Raw genomic sequence first — 23,314 nt, forward strand, 5'->3', positions numbered from 1 at the left:
GAGTTCTGTGGAACAGCGGTCGCGCCCTGGCACGGCCCAGGAAGCGGCCGTGCGGCGATGATACTGCCGCATCTGCCAGGTGTAAGTCTCCTGTCGCATCGCATGAGCTGCGAACTTGTGACGTGAGGCTGGCATGTGCGTTTGTACGGTGCTCAGGCAGGGGTACGGTCCTGCGGGAGGTGGTCGCGGTGAAGCTCGCGGAACTCGCCCTGACCGGCGATCTCGTACGACCGGCCCGGCTGACGGTGCCGGACCTGCTCCGCTGGCCGCAGCACCGGGCGGACGTCAGCTTCGAGTGCGCCACCAGCGGCATCCAGCACCACCGGTTCGCCGGTCCGCTCCTGTACGACGTGCTCGCCGACGCGGGGCCCGGCTTCGACCCGGTCCGGCGCAAGGACCGGCTGCGCTTCCTCATCGCCGTCACCGGAACCGACGGCCATCACGCGCTGCTGTCCTGGGCCGAGATCGACCCCGACTTCGCGGACGCCCCCGTGCTGCTCGCCGTCACGATCGACGGCACCCCGCTGGACGCCGCCGGCCCCCAGCTGGCGCTGCCGCAGGACCGCTGCGGGGCCCGGCACATCAGCGGGATCACGGCGATCCGGGTGGACGGGGGCTACCGCGTCGGTGCGTCCGCTCGGCAGGAGGCAGCTGTCCGGCGCGGTCCAGCGCCTGCCACACCCGGTCACGCGTGAGCGGCAGCTCCGTGAAACGCACGCCCGTCGCGTCCCGCACCGCGTTCGCCAGCGCGGGTGCGACGGGGTTGAACGGGCTCTCGCTCATCGACTTGGCGCCCAGCGGCCCGATCGCGTCGGCCGTCCGCTGGACCGGATGGAGTTCGCCGTCCGGGGAGGCGAGGCCCTCGACCGTCGTGACCTCGCGCCCGTCGGCGCGGAAGGCCGGGTAGAGGCAGCTGTGCACGGGCTCGCCGTCGACGTGGACGGTGCAGGCGCCGCAGTCGCCCGCGTCGCAGCCCTTCTTCACGCCGAACCGGCCGCGCTCGCGCAGACAGGTCCGCAGACACTGGCCGGGGCGGGGCTCCTCCCCGAAGGACCGGCCGTTGATGTCGACCTTCAAGGGCGCCGGGGCCGCCGCGCTGCTCGCCGGCGAGGAGATCCACGGGAGCGTCCCGGACGACCTGGTCGAGGCCTGTGTGGGCCACGGCGTGCCGGTGGCCGGAGTGCCGGCGCACATCATGTTCCGCGCGATCACCGACACCGTGTACCTGCGTCACTGGGGCGAGTTGAGCCGCCACCACGCCCTGCCGGAGAACGCGCGGGTGCGGCTGAGCCGGTTGCTCGCCCAGGAGGCCGGGCCGGGCGCCGTCCTCGCGGCCGCCTTCGCCCACCTCGGCGCGCTCGCCGCGTACGTCTTCACGCCGTCGGGGCGGACGGTCACGGCCACCGCCGGGGCACCGCCCGTACCGGCGGCGGAGGCGGTCGCGCTCGTGGCGGACGGAAGCGGGGTGACCGTTTCCGTCGACGCCGCCGGTGTCTCGCCGTACGAGCGGTGGCTGCTGTACCTGCCCGACCCCGACGGTGCCCCGCCACGCATGCTGCACGAGGTCGCCGCCGTCCTGAGTCACTGTCAGGAGGCGGCCGCGCGGCGGCCGTCGTCGGCACACCGGGATGCGGACGAACTCGGTGCGCTGCTGGCCGCTCGCGACGCCCCGGCGGACGGTGCGGTCGGGGCGGCGTTGCGCCGGTGCGGGATGCCGGAGGCGGGGGGCTACCAGGTCGTCGTGGCGGACGCCGGTCCGCGGCGATCCGGGACGGTGGCGGAGCGGTGGGCGCAGGGCGCGCCGGCGGAGGTGGCGGGGCACGGGGTGGTGCGGGGCGGGGGCGGCGCCGCGGCCGTGGGGCGGTTGCCCGACGGGACCGCGTTCGCCGTGCTGTCCGGGGCACCGGCCGGCGGGTGGGGCGAGGTGTGGCCGCTGGTCGCCGGGTGCGCGCCCGACGTCGTGCTGCACGGCGGCAGCGGAGCGGCCGCGTCGGGACCGGACGGGCTGGTCGGCGCGCCGGCACAGGCCAGGTACGCGCTGACCTCGGCCCGGACCACCGCCCCCGAGGCCTCCCTGCTCGTCGACGCGACGTCCCTGACCAGCCTGGACACCCTGCTCACCGGGGTGCCGGCCGCGGTGCGCACGGCCTTCAGCCGAACGGTCCTCGGCCCGCTGCCGGAGACCGGCCGCCCCGCGACCACCGCACTGCTCGGGACCCTGGAGACCTTACTGGCCTGCGACGGCTCCTGGGCACGCACCGCGCAGGCCTTGCACCTGCACGTCAACACCGTGCACTACCGGATGGAGCGGATCGAGCGGCTCACCGGGCGTGATCTGTCCCGGCTGAGCGACCGGCTAGACCTGCGGGCGGCGCTGCTGTGCCGGTGAGCGGGCCGTCGCCGAAGGACGCGAGCGGCGGACGCCGGCCGGGTCAGGCGCGGTCGATGTGCACGTTGGTGGACTTCACGCGCGCGGTGGCCTCCATGCCGACCTCGAGGCCGAGTTCCTCGACCGCTTCCCGGGTCAGCAGCGAGACCAGTCGATGCGGGCCCGCCTGGATCTCCACCTGGGCGGCGACGTCGCCCAGCTTGATCGCGGTGACGATGCCGGGGAAGGCGTTGCGTACGGAGGTGTAGGAGGGGTCCTCCTCGCCGCCCCCCGCCTTGGCCAGTTCGACCGAGAAGGCGGCGAGGTCCCGGCCGTCGATGAGACGGCGTCCGGCCTCGTCACGGTGGGTGGCCACCCGGCCCGCGTCGGCCCAGCGGCGGGCGGTGTCGGGGCTCACGCCGAGCAGCCGCGCCGCCTGGCCGATCGTGTAGGACTGCATGCCGGTCACGATAGGGCCAGGCGACGGGGACCGTGGAACGGGGTTGGCCGTCGGGTACAACGCGATAGAGCGTGGGCGCGCGACGGAGGCTTCCCCTTCAGCCGGTGTGCACGCGTGGCCGTCGTGCCCGGTCCGGTTCCGCCTCGCGCAGCACCTCGCGGGTGACCGGGGCGACCTCGCCCTGACCGAAGAGGAAGAAGCGCAGGAAGTTGGCGAACGGGTTGCCCTCGGTCCACTCGAAGTAGATGTGCGGGGTGCAGCTGGTGCGGTCGCGGACGTGGAGGAGCAGCGCGGCGAGGGCGTTCGGAATGGAGGCGGACTCCAGGGTCAGCACCCGGTAGCGGCTGTGCAGTACCTCGCCGCGGACGGCCAGGCCCGCCTCGAACTCGGAGGGGTCGGTGACCGTGACCTCGACGAAGACGAAGTCCTCCTGCTCGGGCATGTCGTTGTCGGCGCGGATCTGCTCGATCTTGTCGCGGTACTCGGCCTTGTCGCGGCTGTCCGGCTCGTTGGCGATGAACCGTATCTTGCGGCTGGCCATGTCCCGGATGAATCGTTCCGCCATCGGGTCGAGCGTCACGCTGGTCACGCGCAGCTCGAAGGCACGGGCCAGCCGGGACAGCAGCGAGACCATGATGATGCCCGCGATGAAGCAGGCACCGATCTTCACACCGTCCGGGCGCTCGATGACGTTCACGACGGTCGTGTACAGGAACACCGCCGAGATCACGGCGAAGCCGACGGCCCAGCGGCGCTGTCCCGCCTTGCGCGCGGCGATGGTCACCGCGATCGCGGCCGAGCTGATCAGTACCAGCACACCGGTGGCGTAGGCACCGCCCTGCTTGTCGACGTTGGCGTCGAAGATCCAGGTCACCAGGAACGCGACCAGTGTGAAGACGATGACCATCGGGCGCACCGCCCGCGCCCAGTGCGGGGCCATGCCGTAGCGGGGCAGATAGCGCGGCATCAGGTTGAGCAGACCGGCCATGGCGGAGGCGCCCGCGAACCAGAGGATGGCGATGGTCGAGACGTCGTAGACCGTTCCGAAGGCGCCACCGAGGTACTCGTGCGCCAGGTAGGCGAGCGCGCGGCCGTTGGCCTGGCCGCCCGTCTTGAACTCGTCGGCCGGGATCAGCAGCGTGGTGATGAAGCTGGTGGCGATCAGGAAACAGCTCATGATCAGCGCGGCGGTGGTCAGCAGCTTCTTGGTGTCCCTGATCCGGCCGGCCGGGCGCTGTTCGCTGTCGCCCGGGTCGCCCTTGACGTGCGGCATGACGGCGACGCCGGTCTCGAAGCCGGACAGACCGAGGGCGAGTTTGGGGAAGACGATCAGCGCCACACCGATCATCACGAAGATGTTGCCGTGCTCGGCGGTCAGGGCGCTGGTCCAGTCCGTGATCACGTGCCCGGCCGTGATGAGGTGCCACAGGCCGACGATCACGACGACGAGGTTGAGCGCGAGATAGATGCCGACCAGCGCGACCGCGACCCCGATCGCTTCCAGGAAGCCCTTGAGGAACACCGCGCCGAGCAGGGCCACCAGGAACAGCGTGATCACCATCTGGTGACCGTGCAGGGTGCTGGTGAGGTGCGGATTCTCCACCAGGTGGGTGGAGGCGTCGGCCGCCGAAAGAGTGATGGTGATCAGGAAGTCGGTGGCCGCGAAGCCCAGCAGGGTGAGTACGAACAGCTTGCCCTTCCAGAACGACAGCAGCCGCTCCAGCATCGCGATGGAACCCTCGCCGCGCGGGCTCTCCTCCGCCACGCGGCGGTAGACCGGCAGGGCGCCCGCCAGAGTGACGATCACCAGCACGATGGTCGCGATCGGTGACAGGAGACCAGCCGCCAGGGCCGCGATGCCGGGCTGGTAGCCGAGGGTCGAGAAGTAGTCGACACCGGTCAGGCACATCACCCGCCACCAGCGCTGTCCCTGGTGCGGGGGCTCCGGCTGGGCGTGCGGTCCGGTGTGGCCACCGCCCTTGCCCATGTCGGACAGGCCCTCCAGCATCCAGGCGCGCAGGCGACTGGGAGGGTGTTCGGTCGTGGCCATCGGCGTGCTCCTGATGTGCGGCTCCGCGGTTTCCGGCCATCACGCGGACGGCGGCACCAGCGTAAGCAGAGAGTGACGCCGTGGCCCACGGGTACGGGCTCCGTGGGCGTCAATCTTGCGTTAAGAATGGCCCGGGAACGCGGGGGCCGCATCAAGAAGCGGAGGCCGGGGGCGGTCGGCCGCATCGAGGCCGAGCGGCCGACCCGATACGCCCACCGATCCGCCGCCGGCCACCGAGCGTCATGACTCCGGGACCGGAGGGCGACCGGTCCGGGGCGCCGGGGCCCTCTTCAGGACAGAGGGAGTGGGCGGGGAGGGGCCGATTCGGGTGTCGGTGGCTTCTGGAGCGGGCGGAGCTGTCGGAGGGTGGCGGTCGGTTCGAGGGGTCGGCGGCTGGCTGTGGGGCTGGTGGAGGGCGATCGATTCGGGGTGCCGGGGGATCTGTGGGTCACGGGGGGGCGGGCGGAGGGACTCGGTCCTGGGCGTCGGGGGAGTGGGTGAGGTTGGCGCAGGGTGATCGATCCGGCGTGCCGGCGGCTTTCTGCCGGGCAGGGGGGGGAGGCTCGCGGGGGCCCGTTCGGGATGTCGGCGGTTGTCCGGGGCGCGGGAGGAAGAGCCGGTGTCGGAGGGGTGGCGGTGGGCTCGAGGCGCCGGCGGCTGGCTGTGGGGCTGGTGGAGGGCGATCGATTCGGGGTGCCGGGGGATCTGTGGGTCACGGGGGGCGGGCGGGGCGGTTCGGGGTGTTGGTGGGTGGGCGGCGCTGTTGCGGGCCGGTGGCGTGGGGTGGGAGGTGTCTACTTCAGGCCCGAGGCCCGGAACACGGCCAGCGCGGTCTCACGGTCGAGGCGGCTGCCGAGGCGGTGCAGGGCGGTCGCGCCGGACCGCAGGATGCCGGCCGCCTCGGACGTGCGGGCGCCCTCGTCGAGCCGGTACCAGAGGCCGGGGTTGCGGATCAGGACCTCGGGGTCGATCTCGACCCGGTTGCCGAGGGCGTCCCGAAGGACCAGGCGCTGCGTCACGCCGTCCAGTGGGCGCACCGCGATCAGCAGGTCGGTGCGGACACAGCGGGTACGCAGCAGGCGGCGGGTGGCCAGCCACCCCTCTCCGGCCGACACCCGCGCCGGGAACAGGACGAGAAGGAGCAGCAGGGCCAGCAGCAGCCACAGGCCGCCGCGCCACCAGTTGAGGGAACCGGCCGCCCCGTCGACGAAGAGCAGCAACGCGAACAGCGCCCCGGAGCAGCCGACCGAACCGCGCACCTCCTCGATCCAGTCACGGTCGTACACCGCACCGCCGCTGTCGGGCGGGTGCGAGCCCCGCATCCGGGGGCGTGTGTCGTCGGGGTGCTTCATACGTCCGACGGTAGACAGCGGCGGGCCCGGGGGGAGCCGGCCGTCCCCGGCCTTGATGGCGCTCTGACGGCCGAGGGGCCGTTCTTGACGCGCTCGCAGCGCCGGGCCGCTCTCACAGGCCCCGCGTGTCCATGCGCAGATGCCAGGTGTTGCGGCGGTGGACGGACAGCAGCTCGGTCTCCAGCGGGGAGGGCGGCACCGCCAGGACGGGGCAGACGGCGTGGGCCAGGCAGTGCCGGGAGACCCGGCCGGAGAAGGCGCGCTGGAGGCCGCGCCGTCCCGCACCCACCACCAGCACGTCGTCCTCCCGGTCCGCGGTCGCCACGAGCGCCCGGCCCGGGGTGCCACGGACGATGACAGGGTGCATCGGCACAGAGGGACCCTCCGCGTCGAAGATCTCGTCCAGCACCGAGGCCAGCCGCTGCTTGGCCAGCCGTTGCCACTCCTCGACCAGCAGATCGGCGGCCGGTGAGCGGCGCGCGGCGGGATCACCACCCGGTGGTTCCCACGCCAGCACCGGCCACAGCTCGGCACCCAGCCGACGGGCCAGAGCGGTGGCCCGCCGCAGGGCAGTGACGCTCCCCAGTGAGCCGCTCACACCGACCACCACGCGAGCGGTCGCCGAGGCGTCGTGACGGGACATGACTCCCCCGTTCGTTCCGCACGGACGCCGTCCCGGGTGACCCCCGCGGACGCGCCCGCTGGCGAGGCCTTGCTCTCCTTCCATCCCACCCCCGCGCCGGCGATTCGACCAGCCGGGCGACGGTTTTCCGGTGGTTCCCGGGATCAAGGCGTGCTCCCGCACCCCGCCGGACGGTGGAGGAACCATTAAGATTCGGCGCCATAGACGAAACTTTCGAACCGCTGTGGGGGCGAGCATGCGTACCTACGACAACCCCGTCATCCCCGGCTTCCACCCCGACCCGAGCGTGTGCCGGGTCGGGCCGGACTACTACCTGGTCTGTTCCAGCTTCGAGTACTTCCCCGGCGTTCCGCTGTTCCACAGCCGGGATCTGGTGCACTGGCGCCAGATCGGCAACGTCCTCGACCGGCCGGGCCAGTTGACGCTGCCGGACGACGTACCGGCGTCCGGCGGCGTCTACGCGCCGACGATCCGTCACCACGACGGGCTCTTCCATGTCGTCACCACCGACGCCGGCGGCAAAGGGACCTTCCTCGTCACCGCCGAGCGGCCCGAAGGCCCCTGGTCGGACCCGGTGTGGATCGATCTGCCCGGCATCGACCCGGATCTCGCGTGGGACGAGGACGGATCGTGCTGGTGCGCCATGGCCGGGGTCAGCGTGGCCCGGATCGACCCACGCACGGGCCGGGTGCTGGAGGGCCCGCTGCCGATGTGGTCCGGCACCGGGCGCAGGGATCCGGAGGCGCCGCACCTGTACCGGATCGGTGACTGGTGGTACCTGCTGCTCGCCGAGGGCGGCACTGCCCTGGGGCACGGTGTCTCGGCCGCCCGCGCCCGTTCGCCGCGCGGCCCCTGGGAGCCGGCGCCCGGCAATCCGCTGCTGTCCCACGGCGGCACCGGCCTGCCCGTGCAGTGCACCGGCCACGCCGACCTGGTGCAGGCGGCGGACGGCGGTTGGTGGATGGTGCTGCTCGGCACCCGGCCGCGCGGCTGGTTCCCGGAGTTCCACGTCCTCGGCCGGGAGACCTTCCTGGCCCCGGTGGAGTGGGTCGACGGCTGGCCCCGGGTGGGACCGGTGCGGGAGCGGCACGTGGCCCCGGAGGCCTGGGCTCCCGTCGAACAGCCGCCCGTGCGGGACGACTTCACCGGCCGGACCCTCGCGCCGTACTGGATATCCCCGCGCCGCAGGCCCGACCACTCCTGGTCGCTCGCGGAACGGCCCGGCCGGCTCACCCTGACCGCCACCGGTGACAGCCTCGACCGGCCCGGGCACACCTTCGTGGGCCGTCGGCAGCAGCACCACGACTGCCGGGCCGCCGCGCTGCTGGAGCCCGGGGCGGGCCGGGCCGGGCTCTCCGTGCGCCTGGACGAGGGGCACCACTACGACCTGGAGGTGGCCGGAGGGACGGCGGCCGTGATCGCCCGGATCGGCCCGCTGCGGCAGCGGGTCGCCGCACATCCGGTGCCGCAGGAGCCGGTCACTCTCGTCGTCGAGATCCGCTCGACGCGGCACCCCGGGCCCGGGAGCGGTCCCGACACGGTCGCCTTCTCGGTCGAAACTTCCGAAGAGGTCGTCCCGCTGGCCGAACTGGACGGCCGATACCTGTCCACTCAGGTGGCCGGCGGATTCACCGGCCGTGTCATCGGCATGTACGTCACCGAGGGCCGCGCGGCCTTCGACTGGTTCGACTACGCGCCCGGGCCGGTGTGACCCGCGCGAGGCGCTGTGCAGAGATCCGGCTACGCACCGTAGCCGGACCCGGACACAGGTCGGGGCCGGTGCGCACCGAAGGTGTGCGGCCGGCCCCTCGGGTCGCTCGCGCCACGCTCAGGCCGCGGTCATCACGTGCTCCGCACCGAGCGGGCGGTGCGGAGCGATGATCCGGCCGTCGGGCAGCAGCTCACCGGTGTCCTCGAAGAGCAGGACGCCGTTGCACAGCAGACTCCAACCTTGCTCCGGGTGGTGCGCCACGAGGCGGGCGGACTCCCGGTCGGCGGACTCGGCTGGCGGGCACGGTGGCTGGTGCTGGCACATGGGTGGGATCTTTCGCTGTGTCGTGGTCATGTCCGTCCCCCGTGGTGATAAGTCGGTCGGAACCCAGTGTTGCCCTCTGGGCGTCATTCCGCAGGGATTTCGCAGCACCGCTTCTCACAGGTTCAGGACGCGTCACCCGGCCGGACGGTTCAGCCCAACTGCACTGTCCCTTTGGGTGGTTCTCGGTGGTCGGAACGGGCTAGTCCGCCCGTGCCACACCGCGGAAACGGCCGTACCCCGCTTCCCTTCCGGGAAGCGGGGTACGCGGGTGTCGTTCAGGCGGGTGAGCCGAGCAGCGGGAGGGGAGTCGCCCGATGGGTCAGCACCGGAAGCAACTCGGCGACCCGGAAGGGGCGGTGCGCCGATATGCCGGGCGGTGCCGGGGCCAGCGGGACGAGCAGGTCGGTGGCGGCCGGATGGCCTTCCGCTCCGTCGGCGGCGCACTCGCCGTGCAGCCACAGGGTGAGCATGTACAGGCCGGGCAGGGACAGCAGACGTGGCTGGTACGGCTGTTGCAACGCCTCGGCCTGTTGCAGGGCGCGCTCGGTGGAGGCGATGTACGGGCCCTCGAAGAAGTGCGAGAAGGCCCAGCCGTCCGGGGTGAGCATGGTCTCCGCCGCGGCCACCGCCCGGTCGCCGCAGCGGATCAGGAAGCGCCAGCCGGCCAGCCGGGTCGCGGAGAGTCCTTGCGCGGTGATCCGGTCCAGGACATGGACGGGCAGCGGGAGTTCGGGTGTCGCCGGGCCCTGCGCGGCGCGCAGGGAGGGAGTACGGGCCTCACGGACCGCGGTCGGGGAGCCGAGGGCGGTGAGGACGGAGCGCAGGGCGGGCGCAGGGGCAGGGGACACGTGCAGCGGCATGTGGGTCGCCTCTCGTTCGACAGGCGCGGCGGCGCGAGGAGGGTGGGGCGGACGGCGCTGTCTGCTCACGGAAAGGCCGAAGGGGTGGGGGCCCGGTCGGTGAACAAAGGTGCGGCTCGCCCTGCCGCCCGTCACGGTGACGGCAGGAACACGGCAGGAACCAGGACCGAGGGCGCCAACCTTCTGCCTTGTGGACGAAGTTTATACGACGCGTGTTCGGCCGTTGTTTCGTCTATCCCATTTCGGTAAGTCGCGCAAGGCGCTAATGGGTCGCCGATTTGCGGGACTCATCCCGATTCCCGTGCCGGTTCCTCGGTGCTGACCTGGCAATACGCGCCGGTAGCGGTCGGCCGAATGTCGTCGGCGTTTTTCACGAGGCGTTCGGGGCACTCGGAGGTGCATGGTGTGGCATGCCCCGTGAATGTGCCGCGGGGAACATTCGACAGAGTAGCGGGCGCCGGGCCCGCGCGGGACGTTATCGATCGCTTCCGCTGGGCATCATCCCCCCTGACCCGGGAGCCCGGCGGCCGCATCATCGGCCCGCCCATCCGAGGAGGGACACTTCGATGGGGGAGAAGGTCGTGGCAGGGCAGTTCGACCTGTCCGATCGCCAGCGCTACCGCGAAAAGCTCCAAAAGTGCCTGACGGGACTGGAGCGACTGCTGGTCGAGAAGCGATTCGATCGCCCCAAGAACCTGATGGGGGTGGAGATCGAATTGAATCTCGCGGGTTCCGACGGCATGCCGAAAATGTTGAACGGGCAGGTACTGGAGCGCATCGCGAGCCGTGATTTCCAAACAGAACTCGCCATGTTCAACCTGGAGGTGAACATAGCCCCACACCGATTGGGCGGCCGCGTATTCGACCGGCTCGCCGAGGAACTGCGCACCTCTCTGGCCTACGCCGACCGGAAGGCCGGCGAGGTGGACGCCGGAATCGTCATGATCGGCATCCTGCCCACGCTGGACCGGGACGACCTGGTCTCCTCCAACCTCTCCGAGGTCGACCGCTACGCCCTGCTCAACGACCAGATCGTGGCCGCGCGCGGCGAGGACTTCCGGCTCGACATCGAGGGCGTGGAGCACCTCGTCTGCACCTCGAAGTCGATCGTCCCCGAGGCCGCGTGCACCTCCGTGCAACTGCACCTCCAGGTCACTCCGGGCCGGTTCGCCGACGTGTGGAACGCGGCGCAGGTGGCGACGGCCCCGCAGATCGCCGTCGGCGCCAACTCGCCGTTCCTCTTCGGTCACGAGCTGTGGCGAGAGTCCCGGCCGCCGCTGTTCCTGCAGTCCACCGACACCCGGCCGCCCGAGCTGCAGGCCCAGGGGGTGCGGCCGCGCACCTGGTTCGGGGAGCGGTGGATCTCCAGCGCCCACGACCTGTTCGAGGAGAACCTGCGCTACTTCCCGGCGCTGCTGCCCCTCTGCGACGACGAGGAGCCGCTGGAGGTGCTGGACGCCGGCGGCACACCCAAGCTCGCCGAACTCGTCCTGCACAACGGCACGATCTACCGATGGAACCGGCCGGTGTACGGCATCGCCGACGGCGTCCCGCACCTCCGGGTGGAGAACCGCGTGCTGCCGGCCGGACCGACCATCACCGATGTGATCGCCAACGCGGCCTTCTACTACGGCCTGGTGCGTGCCCTCGCCGAGGAGTCGCGGCCGGTGTGGAGCCGGATGCCCTTCGCCGTGGCCGAGGCCAACTTCGACGCGGCCTGCCGGCACGGGATCGACGCGCGTTTCGTCTGGCCGCGGCGGGGACGCTACGGCGGCACGGGCGAGATCGACGCGGTCACCCTGGTCCGCGACGAGCTGTTGCCGCTGGCCTCCGCCGGGCTGGACGCGTGGGGCGTCGAGGCGGCCGACCGGGATCTCTACCTGGGCGTCATCGAGGAACGCTGCCGGCGGCGGGTCAACGGCGCGTCCTGGCAGGCGGCCACCTTCCACCGGGCGCTCGAGCAGGGCCTCACCCGCGACGCGGCCCTGGCGGCGACGACTCGGCGCTATGCCGAGCTGATGCATGTGGGCGAGCCGGTGCACACCTGGCCGGTGGGGCTGCCGGAGCCGGTGCCGCTGGGCTGAGGGCCGGGCCGTGGCGACCGGGGCGAGCCACAGCCGGGGCTGAGCGCCGACGCGGCGGCCCTGCCCGGTCGGCGACCGAGCGGGTTCGCCGGCGGGCCCGGCCGGTGCGTGCCGGGGTCGCCGGCCCGCTGCGCCGGGGCCGATCGCCGTCGCGGCGGACGAGGGCCGACGGCGAGCGGAGAGGTCTTGTCGGCGTGCCCGGTGCGTGGCCGGGCCGCCGGTCCCCCCGCGGCGGCTGAAATGCCGTCGCCGTGGACATGACTGGCCGGTGCGCGGGGGCCTCGCCTCGGGCCGGTGCGCGGGCTTCACATGTGGCTCTGCGATCCTTGCCAGGCAGAAGGGGCCGTTGGCCCATGAGGCGGCTGGAGGCAGGGGTGCACGTGGAGGCTGGCTCGGTCGGTGATTCCGTGGCGGGAAAGCCCGACCCACGGCGGATCCTGCGGGACGAGACGCTGCTCGTCCTCGGGCTCTCGCTGGGGGCGAGCGGGGTCTCCGCACTGATCAGTTTCATCGGCTCGGTCACCAAGCCGGGCGGCCTGAAGGACCAGGCGGCCACCCTCAACGCCTCGGCCGCGCCGGGCCGCCCGTGGCTCGACCTCGCCTGGCAGCTCTTCGGCATCGCCAGCGCGCTGGTCCCCGTGGCCCTCGTCGCCCACCTGCTGCTGCGCGAGGGCGGGAGTCTGCGAACGCTGGGCTTCGACCGCACCCGCCCCCGGCCGGACCTGGCCCGGGGCGCCGGGATCGCCGCGGTGATCGGCAGCACCGGCATCGCCTTCTACCTCGCCGCACGAGGCCTCGGCTTCAACCTCACCGTGGTGCCCGAGGCACTGCCGGACGTGTGGTGGAAGTACCCGGTGCTGATCCTCTCCGCCCTGCAGAACGCGATCCTCGAAGAGGTCATCGTCGTCGGCTATCTGCTGCGCAGGCTGGGCCAGTTGGGCTGGACGCCGGGGACCGCACTGGTGGCCAGCGCGGTCCTGCGCGGGTCCTACCACCTCTACCAGGGCGTCGGCGGCTTCCTCGGCAACATGGCCATGGGCGTGGTGTTCGTGTACCTCTACCGCCGCTGGGGCCGGGTCGGACCACTGGTCGTCGCGCACTCCCTGCTCGACATCGGCGCGTTCGTCGGTTACGCCCTGCTCGCGGGCAAGGTGGGCTGGCTGCCGACGGCCTGAGGACGAGGGCCGTCGGCGGACCGCTCAGGCGCGCAGCTCGCCCTCGACGACCGTGACCGCGTGGCCGGTGAGCAGCGTGCGCTCGCCGCGCAGAGCGGTGCGGACCAGCCCGGTGCGGCGGGAGGCCTGCAGTCCGGTGAGGTCGTCGCGGCCGAGGCGGGCGGACCAGTGCGGGGCGAGCGCGGTGTGGGCGCTGCCGGTCACCGGGTCCTCGTCGATGCCGACGTTCGGGAAGAAGCAGCGGGAGACGAAGTCGTAGCCGCGGTCCGGGTCCTCGGCGCGGGCGGTGGCGATGATGCCGCGCGAGGAGTAGGCGCCGAGGGCCTTGTGGTCGGGGGAGAGGCCGAGGACGGTCTTCTCGTCGGCCAGCTCCACCAGCAGGTCGCCGACGTTCGGACCGGTGTCGAAGGCGGCGGCCGGTTCCGCGCCCAGCGCCTCGGCGACCCCGGCCGGGACCTCGACCGGGGTGAGCGGGGCGGTCGGGAAGTCGAGGGTGATCGAGCCGTCCGCGGCGGGCGTGGCGATGAGCACGCCGCTGCGGGTGGCGAACCGCACCGGGCCCTCGTGGGCGCCGGTGGTGTGCAGGACGTGGGCCGTGGCGAGCGTGGCGTGGCCGCACATCGCGACCTCGGCGACGGGCGTGAACCAGCGCAGTGACCAGTCGGCCTCGCCGCCTTGGGGCAGCCGGTGCGCGAACGCGGTCTCGGCGTGGTTGACCTCCATGGCGACGTTCTGGAGCCAGTCGTCGTCCGGGAAGACGTCGTCCAGGAGCAGGACTCCGGCGGGATTGCCGGCGAAGGGGCGGTCGGTGAAGGCGTCCACGATTCGAATGCGCATGGCGCTGACGCTAGTGGTTGCGCCGGCCGTCGGAACAAGGCCAATTCACGAGTGCCGGACTGTTTCCCGTCCGACGGCCGCGCGTGTCCGCAGCCAGGGGGCGAGCTGCGTGACACCGAACGACACCTCCGCGGCGAGGAAGAGCCACAGGATCCGCGGCCCGCCGTGCGCCAGCGCGTACGCCTGCCACAGGGAGAACAGGACGCGCGCGGTGCCGTCCAGGAGGCCGTGCAGCGGCAGCGGTCGTACGACCCGCAGCAGTGACCAGACCACCACGACCGAGCCCATCAGGTTGGCGTACAGGGTCTGCATCGGGGTGAGCGCGGGCATGGTGCCGAGGCCGAGCGCGTCGCCTCCCGCCGACAGGAGGCGGTGCAGCAGCGCGTACGTCCACGGCGTCGCGAAGCCGGCCGTGACGATCAGGTCGTACCAGCCGCTCGTTCGGACGAGGCGCAGATAGGCGGGGGCAGCAGGGTTCATCGGGGCTCCTCGGAAGGGCTCGCTCGGGCGCCGCCCACGCTAGACAGCGGAGTACGCTCCAAGGTCAAGTCGGCCGAGCCGCGGGGGAGTCATGCGCATCGGAGAACTGGCCGCGCGTACCGGGATGTCCAAGGACACGCTGCGCTTCTACGAGAAGCTCGGCCTGATCGAGGGCGACCGGCTGCCCAACGGCTACCGCGACTTCCCGCCGGAGACGGTGCCCTGGCTGCAGTACGTGCGCACGGCGCAGACGCTCGGTTTCACCCTGGCCGAGATCGCCCGGCACGGTGCGGAACTGAAGGACGCACCGGACAGCGCCGAGGCCCTGTCCGCGCTGTTCGAGGAGAAGATCCGGGTCGTCGACGAGCGCATGGCCGAACTCGCGGCGCTGCGCGCCGACCTCACCGCCCGCGTCGGCACCGGCTGCCCCTTGCGGGCATGACCCGCATGTGACGGGCTCTTTCCGGTGGGATTGTCGGATCCTCGTTTCCGATATATCGTTGAGCTATCGCGAACGATACGCGATGCTTACGTGACAGATCAGCGATGGAATGGAGTGATCGTGATGCGTACCCACGGATTCGAGCGTGGACATCGGCACGAGGGCCCCGGAAGGCGGGGTATGGGCGGATTCGAGGGCCGGCGGGCCGCCTTCGGTCCCTTCGGGCCGGGTGGTCCGGGCTTCGGCCCGGGCGCACCCGGCTTCGGCCCCGGGCCCTGGGGGCCGCGCGGGCGCGGAGGCCCTAGGGGGCGGGCGCGGCGCGGTGACGTACGGGCCTCGATCCTGGCCCTGCTCAAGGACCGGTCCATGCACGGATACGAGATGATCCAGGAGATCGCCGAACGCAGCGGCGGCGCGTGGAAGCCGAGCCCCGGCTCGGTCTACCCGACGCTTCAGCTGCTGGAGGACGAGGGTCTGATCACCAGCGAGAGCGAGGGCGGCAAGAAGCTCTTCTCGCTCACCGAGGACGGCCGCACCGCCGCCGAGGAGGGGCCGGATGCTCCTTGGGAGGAGGCCTCGCGCGGGGTCGACTGGGAGGCCCTGCACGAGATCCGGCAGGCCGGTGTCGGTCTGATGGAGGCCTTCGGCCAGGTCTGGAAGACCGGCAGCAAGGAGCAGCGCGAGAAGGCGCTGGCCGTCGTCAACGACGCCCGCAAGAAGCTGTACCTCATCCTCGCCGACGAGCACTGAGGCGCGTACGGCGACCGGGGCGCCCCGTGCGGTATCCGCGCGGGGCGTCTCCGCGTCTCCCCGTCTCCGCGTCCCCCGGTTCCCCTCCCTCGCTCCCGGCTCAGGCCACCAGGCCGCCGAGCTTGCGCAGCGACTCGTTCAGGGCGGCCGTCGCCGAGTCCTTGAGCTTGCCCGCCATCAGCGACACCGCGGCACCGGTGAACTCGCCGTCGATGCGGAGGCTGGTGGCGTCCCCGTCGGGGGTGAGCGTGTAGCGCGTCGCGACGGTCACGGCCATCGGGCCCTTGCCGCGTATGGCGAACACCCGGGCCGGCTCCAGTTCCTCGATGGTCCAGTCGACCTCCGCGGGGAAGCCCATCAGCTTCATGTTCTCCTGGAAGGTCCCGCCCACGGCCAACGTCTCGGGGCCGCCCCGGGGAAAGCTGGTGTGGGTCGCGTTCCACTCCCCGTACGACGGCCAGTCGGTGAGCTTGGCCCACACCTTCTCGGCCGGCGCCTGGATGCGTGCCTCCGCGCTGACTTCGGCCATGCGACCACCCCTTCGGATCGGGCGTAGCGGGCTACGGTGTCGCGGAACGTAGCCGCAAGGGCGTGAACATTCAATACTGATGAACCGTCAGAATGCCGGGCGGTCGGCGTGGTCGCGTGCGGGGCGCGGAGCAGGACGGCGCGCGCCCCTGGCGGCGGGTCGGCCGGATCTCCTCCGTAAGGATGAGATCCCGGTCGGCGACGTCCACTCTGTGTGGGACGCGAAGATGGTTCCCCTCGCGGATGACTCGGGCCGTTGTGGCTGATGGGGTAGGGGAGTGCACCCCCGTATGGCCCGCCCGACCGCTCGCGACGAGGCGACTGCGCACATGGACGACGATGCCGCGCTCGGCGCCGAGCTGGCAGCGGTGATCGCCGGTGCCCGCCGCAGGGCCGTCCGGGACGGGGACCGGCAGATCGACACCGCCCATCTGCTCCACTCCCTGCTGGAGCACGACACCGAGGTCCGCGCCGCCGTCGGCGGCCCCGCACGGCTCGCGCGCCTGCTCGGCTATCTCGTGCAGCGCAGCATCGGCTACGGGCTGCGCTGGCAGGGCAGCGTGGAGGACTCGGGGGCGATCGCCGTCGTCCCGGTCGTCCCTCACGCCGCCCCCGCCCCCGAGGCCCCGCCGGCCGTTCCGCTCACCCCGGCCCTTCCGAGCGCCCGCGGCGGCGAAGCGCGAGGCGGCGCGAGCTGGTCGCCCGCCGCGGCCGCCGCGTTGACGCAGGCGCGCGGGCTCGCCCGGCGGCGGGGCGAGGTCCGGGTCACCGGCACCGATCTGTTCGCCGCGCTCGTCGCGGACCCGCGCTCCCGCGCCGTCGAGGTCCTCGAGCGCGCCGGCATCCCCGCCCGGGACCTGCCCGCCCGGGTCGAGTCCGGCGCCGGGGAGTACGCCGGTGACGGCGGCGCGACCTCCTGACGCATCAGCCGTCCATCAGCTGAGACAGGTGTCAACGGGGGTGACGCTCCTGTCGTCTCCTGTCATCATGTGCCGGTGCATACGTCAGAGAGCAGTCAGGGCGGTCACGGCAAGGGCGTAGGGCTCGGTCTCGCGCTCGGCTCGGCGCTGGCCTTCGGCGGGTCCGGAGTGGCCGCCAAGCCATTGATCGAGGCGGGTCTGGACCCGCTGCACGTGGTGTGGCTGCGGGTGGCCGGCGCCGCGCTGGTCATGCTGCCGCTCGCCGTACGGCACCGGGCCCTGCCGCGCCGCCGTCCCGCACTGCTCGCCGGGTTCGGGCTGCTCGCGGTCGCCGGCGTCCAGGCCTGCTACTTCGCCGCGCTCTCCCGTATCCCCGTGGGCGTGGCCCTGCTCATCGAGTACCTGGCTCCCGCCCTGGTGCTCGGCTGGGTGCGGTTCGTGCAGCGCAGGCCCGTGACCCGCGCCGCCGCGCTCGGCGTGGTCCTCGCGGCGGGCGGCCTGGCCTGCGTGGTGGAGGTCTGGTCGGGGCTGAGCTTCGACGCACTGGGCCTGCTGTGCGCGCTCGGCGCCGCCTGCTGCCAGGTCGGCTACTTCGTCCTGTCCGACCAGGGCAGCGACGCGGGCGACGAGGCCCCGGACCCGCTCGGTGTCATCGCCTACGGACTGCTCGTCGGCGCCGTCGTACTCACGGTCGTCGCCCGCCCCTGGAGCATGGACTGGACGGTGCTGGCCGGCTCCGCGCAGATGGACGGCATCGCCGTGCCGGCCGTCGCCCTGCTGGCCTGGATCGTGCTGGTCGCGACGGTGATCGCGTACATCACCGGGGTGCTGTCCGTGCGGCGGCTGTCGCCGCAGGTCGCCGGGGTGGTCGCCTGCCTGGAGGCGGTGATCGCGACCGTGCTGGCCTGGGTGCTGCTCGGCGAGCACCTGTCGGCGCCGCAGGTCGCCGGCGGCGCGGTCGTCCTGGTCGGCGCGTTCATCGCCCAGTCCTCCGCCCCGGCCAAGGGTTCCCTGGAGCCGGTCGCCCAGGGCACACCGGAACGGGAGTTGTCCGCCCGCGGCACCGCCGCATAGGGTTGCGGTCATGCCGTCGAACGCACTCGCCCTCTCGCCGCCGGCCGCCTGAGGCGGGCCTCCGGGACCCACGCCCCGCGCACCCGCGCCGGGCTGGGCGGTGCCGCCCGCAGATGAAGTCCGCGCGTCCCGCCGAAGCGGGGCGCCCTCGAGCTTCCGCACCCCCGTGTGCGCTTCTGCGGAGAAACTCCCTTGTCGAACGATGCTTCCGGCCTGCCCGTCGGGCGTGGCCTGCTCTATCTGATCATCACCGGTGCCGCCTGGGGCACCGCCGGCGCCGCCGCCTCGCTGGTCTACCGGGCCAGCGACCTGGGCGCCTTCGGGCTCTCCTTCTGGCGCTGTGCGCTGGGGCTCCTGCTGCTGCTCGCCGGCCGCGGGCTGCGCCCGCGTGTCCGCCCGGCCGTGGCCGAACCCCTGCGCCGCAGGATCACCCGGGCGGTGACCACCGGCCTCGGTCTCGCCGTGTTCCAGACCGGGTACTTCGCGGCCGTGCAGGCGACCGGACTCGCCGTGGCCACCGTCGTCACCCTGGGCGCGGGCCCCGTCCTCATCGCGCTCGGCGCCCGGCTGCTGCTCGGTGAGCGGCTCGGCGCCGGCGGTGTCCTGGCGGTCGCCGGCGCCCTGGCCGGGCTGGTCGTGCTGACCTCCGGCGGATCGGCCGCGACCGTCCGGCCGGCGGGTGTGCTCCTGGCGCTCGCCTCGGCGGCGGGCTACGGCGCCATGACCCTGCTCACGCGCTGGTGGGGCCGGGACGGCGGCGCCGACGCCTCGGACGCGACCGTGTGGTCCTTCGCCGTGACCGGCCTGTGCCTGCTGCCGTTCGCGATGCACGAGGGCCTGCTCCCGCACACCGCCCACCCGGCGCGGCTGCTCTGGCTCCTGCTGTACATCGCCGCCGTGCCGACGGCCCTCGCGTACGCACTGTACTTCGCGGGAGCGGCCGTCGTACGGTCCGCGACCGTCTCCGTGATCATGCTCCTGGAACCGGTGACCGCGGCCGTGCTCGCCGTCGTCCTGCTCGGCGAGCGGCTCACGGCGACCACCACGGCCGGCACCCTGCTGCTGCTCGGCGCGGTCGCGGGCCTGGCCGTGAGCGAGGCCCGCGGGGCCGGCCGGCGGGAGCCGATGCCGGCGTGACGCCTCCGGCGCCCCCTCGGCCCTACCGCGCGGCCAGATAGTCCGGCAGTTCGATGCCGGGCGCCAGGTCGGCGTTGGCCAGGGGGGCGTCGTACCCCCTGCGGAGCGGGACGACCCCGGCCCAGTGCGGCAGGGACAGGTCCTCGGGCTCGTCGTTGGCGTCGCCCGTGCGGACCTTGGCCGAGACCTGGTCCAGGTCCAGGCGGATCACCGCGGTGGCGGCCAGTTCCTTCTTGTTCGCGGGCCGGGAGTCGGCGGACCGGCCCGGCACGACGTGGTCCACCAGCGCGTCCAGGGCCAGCCGCCGCTCCTCGGGGTCGGTGACCTCGTGCGCGACGCCGTGCACCACGACCGAGCGGTAGTTGATCGAGTGGTGGAAGGCCGAGCGGGCCAGCACCAGTCCGTCGACGTGGGTGACCGTCAGGCACACCGCCAGGCCGGGGTCGGCCTGGCCGGTCATCCTCAGCGGCCGCGAACCGGTGGAGCCGTGGACGTAGAGCCGCTCGCCGACCCGGCCGTACAGCGTCGGCAGCACCACCGGGGCGCCGTCGCGGACGAAGCCGAGGTGGCAGACGTATCCCTCGTCGAGTATCGCGTGCACCAGTTCCCTGTCGTACGACGCCCGGTCCGCGGAACGCGTGGGTACGGTGCGGTCGGTCGGCGTATAGGCGGCGGTCAGCGCTTCCTCGGTCGTGCCCGGCATGAGGGTCCTCCCAATGGCGATCTTTATTGCACTAGTGCATAATGGTCTTTGTGCTAGGAGAGTATCGGATCCAAGGGCGTGGCGCAGCCGAGATTGCGGCCGGCGTCGAGCGCGCGGTCGGCGCGGGAGAGCTGGAACCGGGGCAACCCCTGCCTCCCATGCGGCAGTTGGCGGCTCAGCTGGGGGTGAATCCGAACACGGTCGCGGCCGCCTATCGCATCCTGCGCGAACGCGGGGTGATCGAGACGGCCGGCCGCCGGGGAAGCCGCATCCGTTCCAAGCCGGCCACCACCGGCCGGGAGGAACTGCGCGTGGAGGTCCCCGCGGGCGGCCGCGACCTGTCCACCGGCAACCCCGACCCGGCCCTGCTGCCCCGCCTGGCCCCGGCCCTCGCCGCGGCGGCCGAGCAGGCGGACCGGCGGCCGTTCCTCTACGGCGACGACCCCGTCGACGCGGACCTCGGCCGCATCGCCCGCGCCGGACTCGACGCCGACGGCGTCCCGGAGGGCCCGCTGACCGTGACCTCCGGCTCCCTGGACGCCGTCGAACGCGTCCTCGCGGCGCACCTCAGACCCGGCGACGCCGTGGCCGTGGAGGACCCGGGCTGGGGCAGCCTCCTCGACCTCGTCCCCGCCCTGGGGCTGCGCACGGTCCCCGTCGGTGTGGACGACGACGGGCCACGCCCCGACGACCTGCGCCGCGCCCTGGAGTCCGGGGCCCGCGCCCTGATCGTCACCGACCGCGCGCAGAACCCGACCGGCGCCGCGGTGACCGCCACGCGTGCGCGCGCCCTGCGCGCGGTGCTGCGGGACCACCCGCGGACCCTGCTCGTCGAGGACGACCACTGCCACGGCATCGTGGACCTCCCGCTGCACCCGCTCGCGGGCGTCACCCACCACTGGGCCTTCGTCCGCTCCGCGGCCAAGGCCTACGGTCCCGACCTGCGCCTGGCCGTCCTCGCCGGGGACGCCGTCACCGTCGACCGGGTGCGCGGCCGTCAGCGCCTCGGACCCGGCTGGGTGAGCCTGTTGCTGCAGCGGACCGTGGTACGGCTGTGGACGGACGGCGCGCTGGACCGGGCCGCGGTGGCGGAGTCGTACGGGGCCCGCAGGGATGCGCTGGTCGACGCCTTGGCGGACCGCGGGATCACCGCCCACGGCCGCAGCGGGATGAACGTGTGGGTGCCGGTCCCCGACGAGACCGGCGCGGTGGCCCGCCTCCTGCAAGGGGGATGGGCGGTCGCTCCGGGCGCCCGCTTCCGCCTCGCGTCCCCTCCGGGCATCCGCGTCACGGTCTCGACGCTCACCACGGAGGACATCGACCCCCTGGCGGAGGCGCTGACGGCAGCGGTGCGACCGTCCCCGGCGCGCGTCTACGGCTGAGGACGGGCCGGGCGGGGGCGCCGCGCACCGGGCGACCAGCCGCACGCGACCCGCGTACCTGCCCGCTCCCCGCGACGCGGACGGGAGTGTGACGACAGGCCTCAGGCGCCCTTCCGCCGCACCTGCGTGAGCGCGGCCCCGGCGAGCACGATCACCGCCCCCACCGGGGTGGTCCAGCGAAGCGACTCCCCGAGGATCGCCACTCCCGCGGCCGTGGCGATGACCGGAATGAAGTACGTGACCATCTGCGCCGTGGTCGGCCCGACCTCGGCGACCAGCCCGTACTGGATCAGCACCGCCAGCCCCGTGCCCAACGCGCCCAACGCGGCGATCGCCAGCACCGGGACGAACGCGAAATGATCCGGGACGCCGGCGAACAGGGGCGTCACCACCGCGAGCTGGACCGTCGCCAGCAGCAGCTGCGCGCCCGTCATGGACAGATGCGAGTGGCCGGTCCCGGCCAGCGTCCGCCGGACGTAGATCCACCCCACGGGATAGCTCAGCGACGCCAGCAGCGCCATCGCCGTACCCCTGGCATCCAGTCCGTGGAAGCCCTGCCACGCACCCAGCACCGTCAGCACCCCGAGGAAGCCGAGACCGAGCCCCGCGACGCGGACCCGAGTCGGCCGGTCCTCGGAGAGGGCGACCAGCGACAGGGCCATCCCCCACAGGGGCGACGTCGCGTTGCAGATGCCGGCCAGCGTGGACGGGATCGTCAGCTCCGAGTAGGCGAAGAGGGAGAACGGCAGGGCGTTCAGGAAGAACGCGGCGACCGCCATGCGGCCCCACAGGCGCGCCCCGCGCGGCAGCCGTTCCCGCTTCGCGGCCATCGCCGCCGCCAGTACCGCCGTACCGAACACGAGCCGTCCGAGGGTGACCTGGAAGGGCGCGTACCCCTCCGTCCCCACCTTGATCAGCAGGAAGCTGAAGCCCCAGATCAGGGAGAGGACGCCGAAGCGGAGCCGCCAGTCGAGGCGGGCGCGGGGGTGGGCGGGGGCGGGGGTGGGGGACTGGGTCCGGGATGCGGTGACCGTGCTCATGGCCTCAACGATGCTGGAGTCAACCTCGTAGCACAATCGAGATTTCTCACGCGGTACCTCTTAGAATCACTTACATGTTGAACCTCGAGCGCCTGCGTACCCTGGACGCCCTCGCCCGGCACGGCTCGGTCAGCGCCGCCGCCGACGCGCTGCACGTCACCACGTCCGCGGTCTCCCAGCAGCTGGGCAAGCTGGAGCGCGAGATCGGCCAGCGGCTCCTCGCCAAGAACGGCCGGGGTGTCCGGCTCACGGACGCCGGCCGGCTGCTGTCCGAGCACGCGGCGCGCATCCTGTCGCAGGTCGAACTCGCCGAGTCCGACCTGGAGGCGCACCGCGGTCAGGTCGTCGGCGAACTGCGGCTGTCGGCCTTCCCGACCGCCGCCCGGGGGCTCTTCCCGGCCGCACTCGGGGCGCTGCGCGCCGAGCACCCGGGGCTGCGCGTGCGCTCCAGCGAACTCGAACCGGAGAACGGCATCGCCGGAGTCGTCCGCGGCGACCTCGACCTCGCGGTGGTCCTGGACTGGTACAACAAGCCGATGCCCGTGCCCGACGGTCTGGTCAAGGCGCCCCTGCTGGACGACCCGGCCGATGTCGCCATGCCCGTCGGGCACCGGCTCGCCGGGCGCGAGGAGGTGGACCTCACCGAGTTCGCCGAGGACGAGTGGATCACCTGGGGCGAGGGCGAGTTCTGCCACGAGTGGCTGATGTTCACGCTCCGGTCCAAGGGTGTCGAGCCGATCGTCGGCCACCGGGCCGGCGAGACCCACACCCAGCTGGGCCTCGTCGCCTCCGGGCTGGGGGTGTGCATCGCACCGCTGCTGGGCCGGCACCCGGTGCCCGAGGGGGTGGTCCTGGTCCCGCTGGCACAGCGTGTGCGCCGTCATGTGTACGTCGTCTGGCGTGCGGACGCCGACCGCCGGCCCTCGATCCGCGCCGCGGTCGAGGCCCTGCGCACGGCGGCGCAGAAGCTGGGCTGACCGCGCCGGAAACCCGC

23 protein-coding genes and 1 pseudogene are annotated in these 23,314 nt (G+C 72.9%); 12 read left to right on the top strand and 12 right to left on the bottom strand.

The genetic code is table 11. The features are described from left to right. Window positions 1-179 precede the first annotated feature (179 nt). A complete protein-coding gene (locus tag ACZ5CW_RS10315; protein ID WP_468599869.1) occupies window positions 180-695 on the top strand; it encodes a molybdopterin-dependent oxidoreductase in 516 nt (171 codons plus the stop codon). Between the two features lie 124 nt (window positions 696-819). On the opposite strand, the pseudogene ACZ5CW_RS10320 reads toward ACZ5CW_RS10315, so the two are convergent. After that, window positions 820-1,077 (bottom strand): annotated as a pseudogene (locus tag ACZ5CW_RS10320) ((2Fe-2S)-binding protein); the annotation flags it as partial. Between ACZ5CW_RS10320 and ACZ5CW_RS10325 the strand changes: the two are divergent. Then, complete coding sequence (locus ACZ5CW_RS10325; RefSeq protein ID WP_468599870.1) at window positions 1,064-2,389, top strand: helix-turn-helix domain-containing protein; 1,326 nt, start codon at window positions 1,064-1,066, stop codon at window positions 2,387-2,389. The pseudogene ACZ5CW_RS10320 and the gene ACZ5CW_RS10325 overlap by 14 nt on opposite strands. 43 nt (window positions 2,390-2,432) lie before the next feature. On the opposite strand, the gene ACZ5CW_RS10330 is transcribed toward ACZ5CW_RS10325, so the two are convergent. From ACZ5CW_RS10330 to ACZ5CW_RS10345, 4 genes are all read right to left on the bottom strand, one after another. Then, complete coding sequence (locus tag ACZ5CW_RS10330) at window positions 2,433-2,828, bottom strand: TOBE domain-containing protein (RefSeq protein WP_468599871.1); 396 nt, start codon at window positions 2,826-2,828, stop codon at window positions 2,433-2,435. 97 nt (window positions 2,829-2,925) lie between these two features. Further along, a complete protein-coding gene (locus ACZ5CW_RS10335) occupies window positions 2,926-4,878 on the bottom strand; it encodes an APC family permease (RefSeq protein ID WP_468599872.1) in 1,953 nt (650 codons plus the stop codon). A 794-nt stretch (window positions 4,879-5,672) separates the two neighbouring features. After that, entirely contained in the window at window positions 5,673-6,230 is a 558-nt protein-coding gene (locus ACZ5CW_RS10340; protein ID WP_468599873.1) for a hypothetical protein, read from the bottom strand. 112 nt (window positions 6,231-6,342) lie between these two features. Beyond that, window positions 6,343-6,873: a universal stress protein gene (locus ACZ5CW_RS10345; RefSeq protein ID WP_468599874.1), complete on the bottom strand. Its 531-nt coding sequence runs from the start codon at window positions 6,871-6,873 to the stop codon at window positions 6,343-6,345. 235 nt (window positions 6,874-7,108) lie between these two features. Between ACZ5CW_RS10345 and ACZ5CW_RS10350 the strand changes: the two genes are divergently transcribed. Beyond that, a complete protein-coding gene (locus ACZ5CW_RS10350; RefSeq protein ID WP_468599875.1) occupies window positions 7,109-8,584 on the top strand; it encodes a glycoside hydrolase family 43 protein in 1,476 nt (491 codons plus the stop codon). Between the two features lie 117 nt (window positions 8,585-8,701). On the opposite strand, the gene ACZ5CW_RS10355 is transcribed toward ACZ5CW_RS10350, so the two are convergent. After that, window positions 8,702-8,908: a DUF5999 family protein gene (locus ACZ5CW_RS10355; protein WP_067045924.1), complete on the bottom strand. Its 207-nt coding sequence runs from the start codon at window positions 8,906-8,908 to the stop codon at window positions 8,702-8,704. A gap of 275 nt (window positions 8,909-9,183) precedes the next feature. Beyond that, the gene (locus tag ACZ5CW_RS10360) at window positions 9,184-9,768 is read right to left on the bottom strand and encodes a hypothetical protein (protein WP_468599876.1); all 585 of its coding nucleotides are present in this window, start codon (window positions 9,766-9,768) and stop codon (window positions 9,184-9,186) included. 566 nt (window positions 9,769-10,334) lie between these two features. On the opposite strand from ACZ5CW_RS10360, the gene ACZ5CW_RS10365 reads away from it, so the two are divergent. Both ACZ5CW_RS10365 and ACZ5CW_RS10370 read left to right on the top strand, forming a co-directional pair. Further along, the gene (locus ACZ5CW_RS10365; RefSeq protein WP_468599877.1) at window positions 10,335-11,852 is read left to right on the top strand and encodes a glutamate-cysteine ligase family protein; all 1,518 of its coding nucleotides are present in this window, start codon (window positions 10,335-10,337) and stop codon (window positions 11,850-11,852) included. Window positions 11,853-12,226: 374 nt separating this feature from the next. Further along, window positions 12,227-13,027, top strand: coding sequence for a CPBP family intramembrane glutamic endopeptidase (locus tag ACZ5CW_RS10370; protein WP_468599878.1), 801 nt, complete (start codon window positions 12,227-12,229; stop codon window positions 13,025-13,027). 24 nt (window positions 13,028-13,051) lie between these two features. Here ACZ5CW_RS10370 and ACZ5CW_RS10375 read toward each other — a convergent pair whose 3' ends face one another. Both ACZ5CW_RS10375 and ACZ5CW_RS10380 read right to left on the bottom strand, forming a co-directional pair. After that, window positions 13,052-13,864 (bottom strand): PhzF family phenazine biosynthesis protein, encoded by an 813-nt coding sequence (locus ACZ5CW_RS10375; protein ID WP_468599879.1) that lies wholly within the window; start codon window positions 13,862-13,864, stop codon window positions 13,052-13,054. 45 nt (window positions 13,865-13,909) lie between these two features. Beyond that, entirely contained in the window at window positions 13,910-14,344 is a 435-nt protein-coding gene (locus ACZ5CW_RS10380; RefSeq protein WP_468599880.1) for a hypothetical protein, read from the bottom strand. A 91-nt stretch (window positions 14,345-14,435) separates the two neighbouring features. Between ACZ5CW_RS10380 and ACZ5CW_RS10385 the strand changes: the two genes are divergently transcribed. Both ACZ5CW_RS10385 and ACZ5CW_RS10390 read left to right on the top strand, forming a co-directional pair. Beyond that, a complete protein-coding gene (locus ACZ5CW_RS10385) occupies window positions 14,436-14,786 on the top strand; it encodes a MerR family transcriptional regulator (protein ID WP_468599881.1) in 351 nt (116 codons plus the stop codon). A gap of 123 nt (window positions 14,787-14,909) precedes the next feature. Next, window positions 14,910-15,536 (top strand): PadR family transcriptional regulator, encoded by a 627-nt coding sequence (locus ACZ5CW_RS10390; RefSeq protein WP_468599882.1) that lies wholly within the window; start codon window positions 14,910-14,912, stop codon window positions 15,534-15,536. Between the two features lie 100 nt (window positions 15,537-15,636). Here ACZ5CW_RS10390 and ACZ5CW_RS10395 read toward each other — a convergent pair whose 3' ends face one another. After that, window positions 15,637-16,065 (bottom strand): type II toxin-antitoxin system Rv0910 family toxin, encoded by a 429-nt coding sequence (locus tag ACZ5CW_RS10395; RefSeq protein ID WP_468599883.1) that lies wholly within the window; start codon window positions 16,063-16,065, stop codon window positions 15,637-15,639. Window positions 16,066-16,354: 289 nt separating this feature from the next. On the opposite strand from ACZ5CW_RS10395, the gene ACZ5CW_RS10400 reads away from it, so the two are divergent. The 3 genes from ACZ5CW_RS10400 (at window position 16,355) to ACZ5CW_RS10410 (ending at window position 19,195) form a co-directional block, all read left to right on the top strand. Next, the gene (locus ACZ5CW_RS10400) at window positions 16,355-16,984 is read left to right on the top strand and encodes a Clp protease N-terminal domain-containing protein (protein ID WP_468599884.1); all 630 of its coding nucleotides are present in this window, start codon (window positions 16,355-16,357) and stop codon (window positions 16,982-16,984) included. 69 nt (window positions 16,985-17,053) lie between these two features. Then, a complete protein-coding gene (locus ACZ5CW_RS10405) occupies window positions 17,054-18,058 on the top strand; it encodes an EamA family transporter (protein ID WP_468599885.1) in 1,005 nt (334 codons plus the stop codon). A gap of 192 nt (window positions 18,059-18,250) precedes the next feature. Beyond that, entirely contained in the window at window positions 18,251-19,195 is a 945-nt protein-coding gene (locus ACZ5CW_RS10410) for a DMT family transporter (protein WP_468599886.1), read from the top strand. A 22-nt stretch (window positions 19,196-19,217) separates the two neighbouring features. Here the strand turns inward: ACZ5CW_RS10410 and ACZ5CW_RS10415 are convergent, their stop codons facing one another. After that, window positions 19,218-19,898 (bottom strand): pyridoxamine 5'-phosphate oxidase family protein, encoded by a 681-nt coding sequence (locus ACZ5CW_RS10415; protein WP_468599887.1) that lies wholly within the window; start codon window positions 19,896-19,898, stop codon window positions 19,218-19,220. Window positions 19,899-19,948: 50 nt separating this feature from the next. Between ACZ5CW_RS10415 and ACZ5CW_RS10420 the strand changes: the two genes are divergently transcribed. Continuing rightward, window positions 19,949-21,280: an aminotransferase class I/II-fold pyridoxal phosphate-dependent enzyme gene (locus ACZ5CW_RS10420; RefSeq protein WP_468599888.1), complete on the top strand. Its 1,332-nt coding sequence runs from the start codon at window positions 19,949-19,951 to the stop codon at window positions 21,278-21,280. A 101-nt stretch (window positions 21,281-21,381) separates the two neighbouring features. Here ACZ5CW_RS10420 and ACZ5CW_RS10425 read toward each other — a convergent pair whose 3' ends face one another. After that, window positions 21,382-22,320 carry a DMT family transporter gene (locus ACZ5CW_RS10425; protein ID WP_468599889.1) on the bottom strand — a complete coding sequence of 313 codons (939 nt, stop codon included), beginning with the start codon at window positions 22,318-22,320 and terminating at the stop codon, window positions 21,382-21,384. Between the two features lie 74 nt (window positions 22,321-22,394). On the opposite strand from ACZ5CW_RS10425, the gene ACZ5CW_RS10430 reads away from it, so the two are divergent. Further along, on the top strand, window positions 22,395-23,297 hold the full coding sequence (locus ACZ5CW_RS10430) for a LysR family transcriptional regulator (protein ID WP_468599890.1): 903 nt from the start codon (window positions 22,395-22,397) through the stop codon (window positions 23,295-23,297). Window positions 23,298-23,314: the final 17 nt, after the last annotated feature.

Source organism: Streptomyces sp. NPDC031379 (assembly GCF_055569615.1).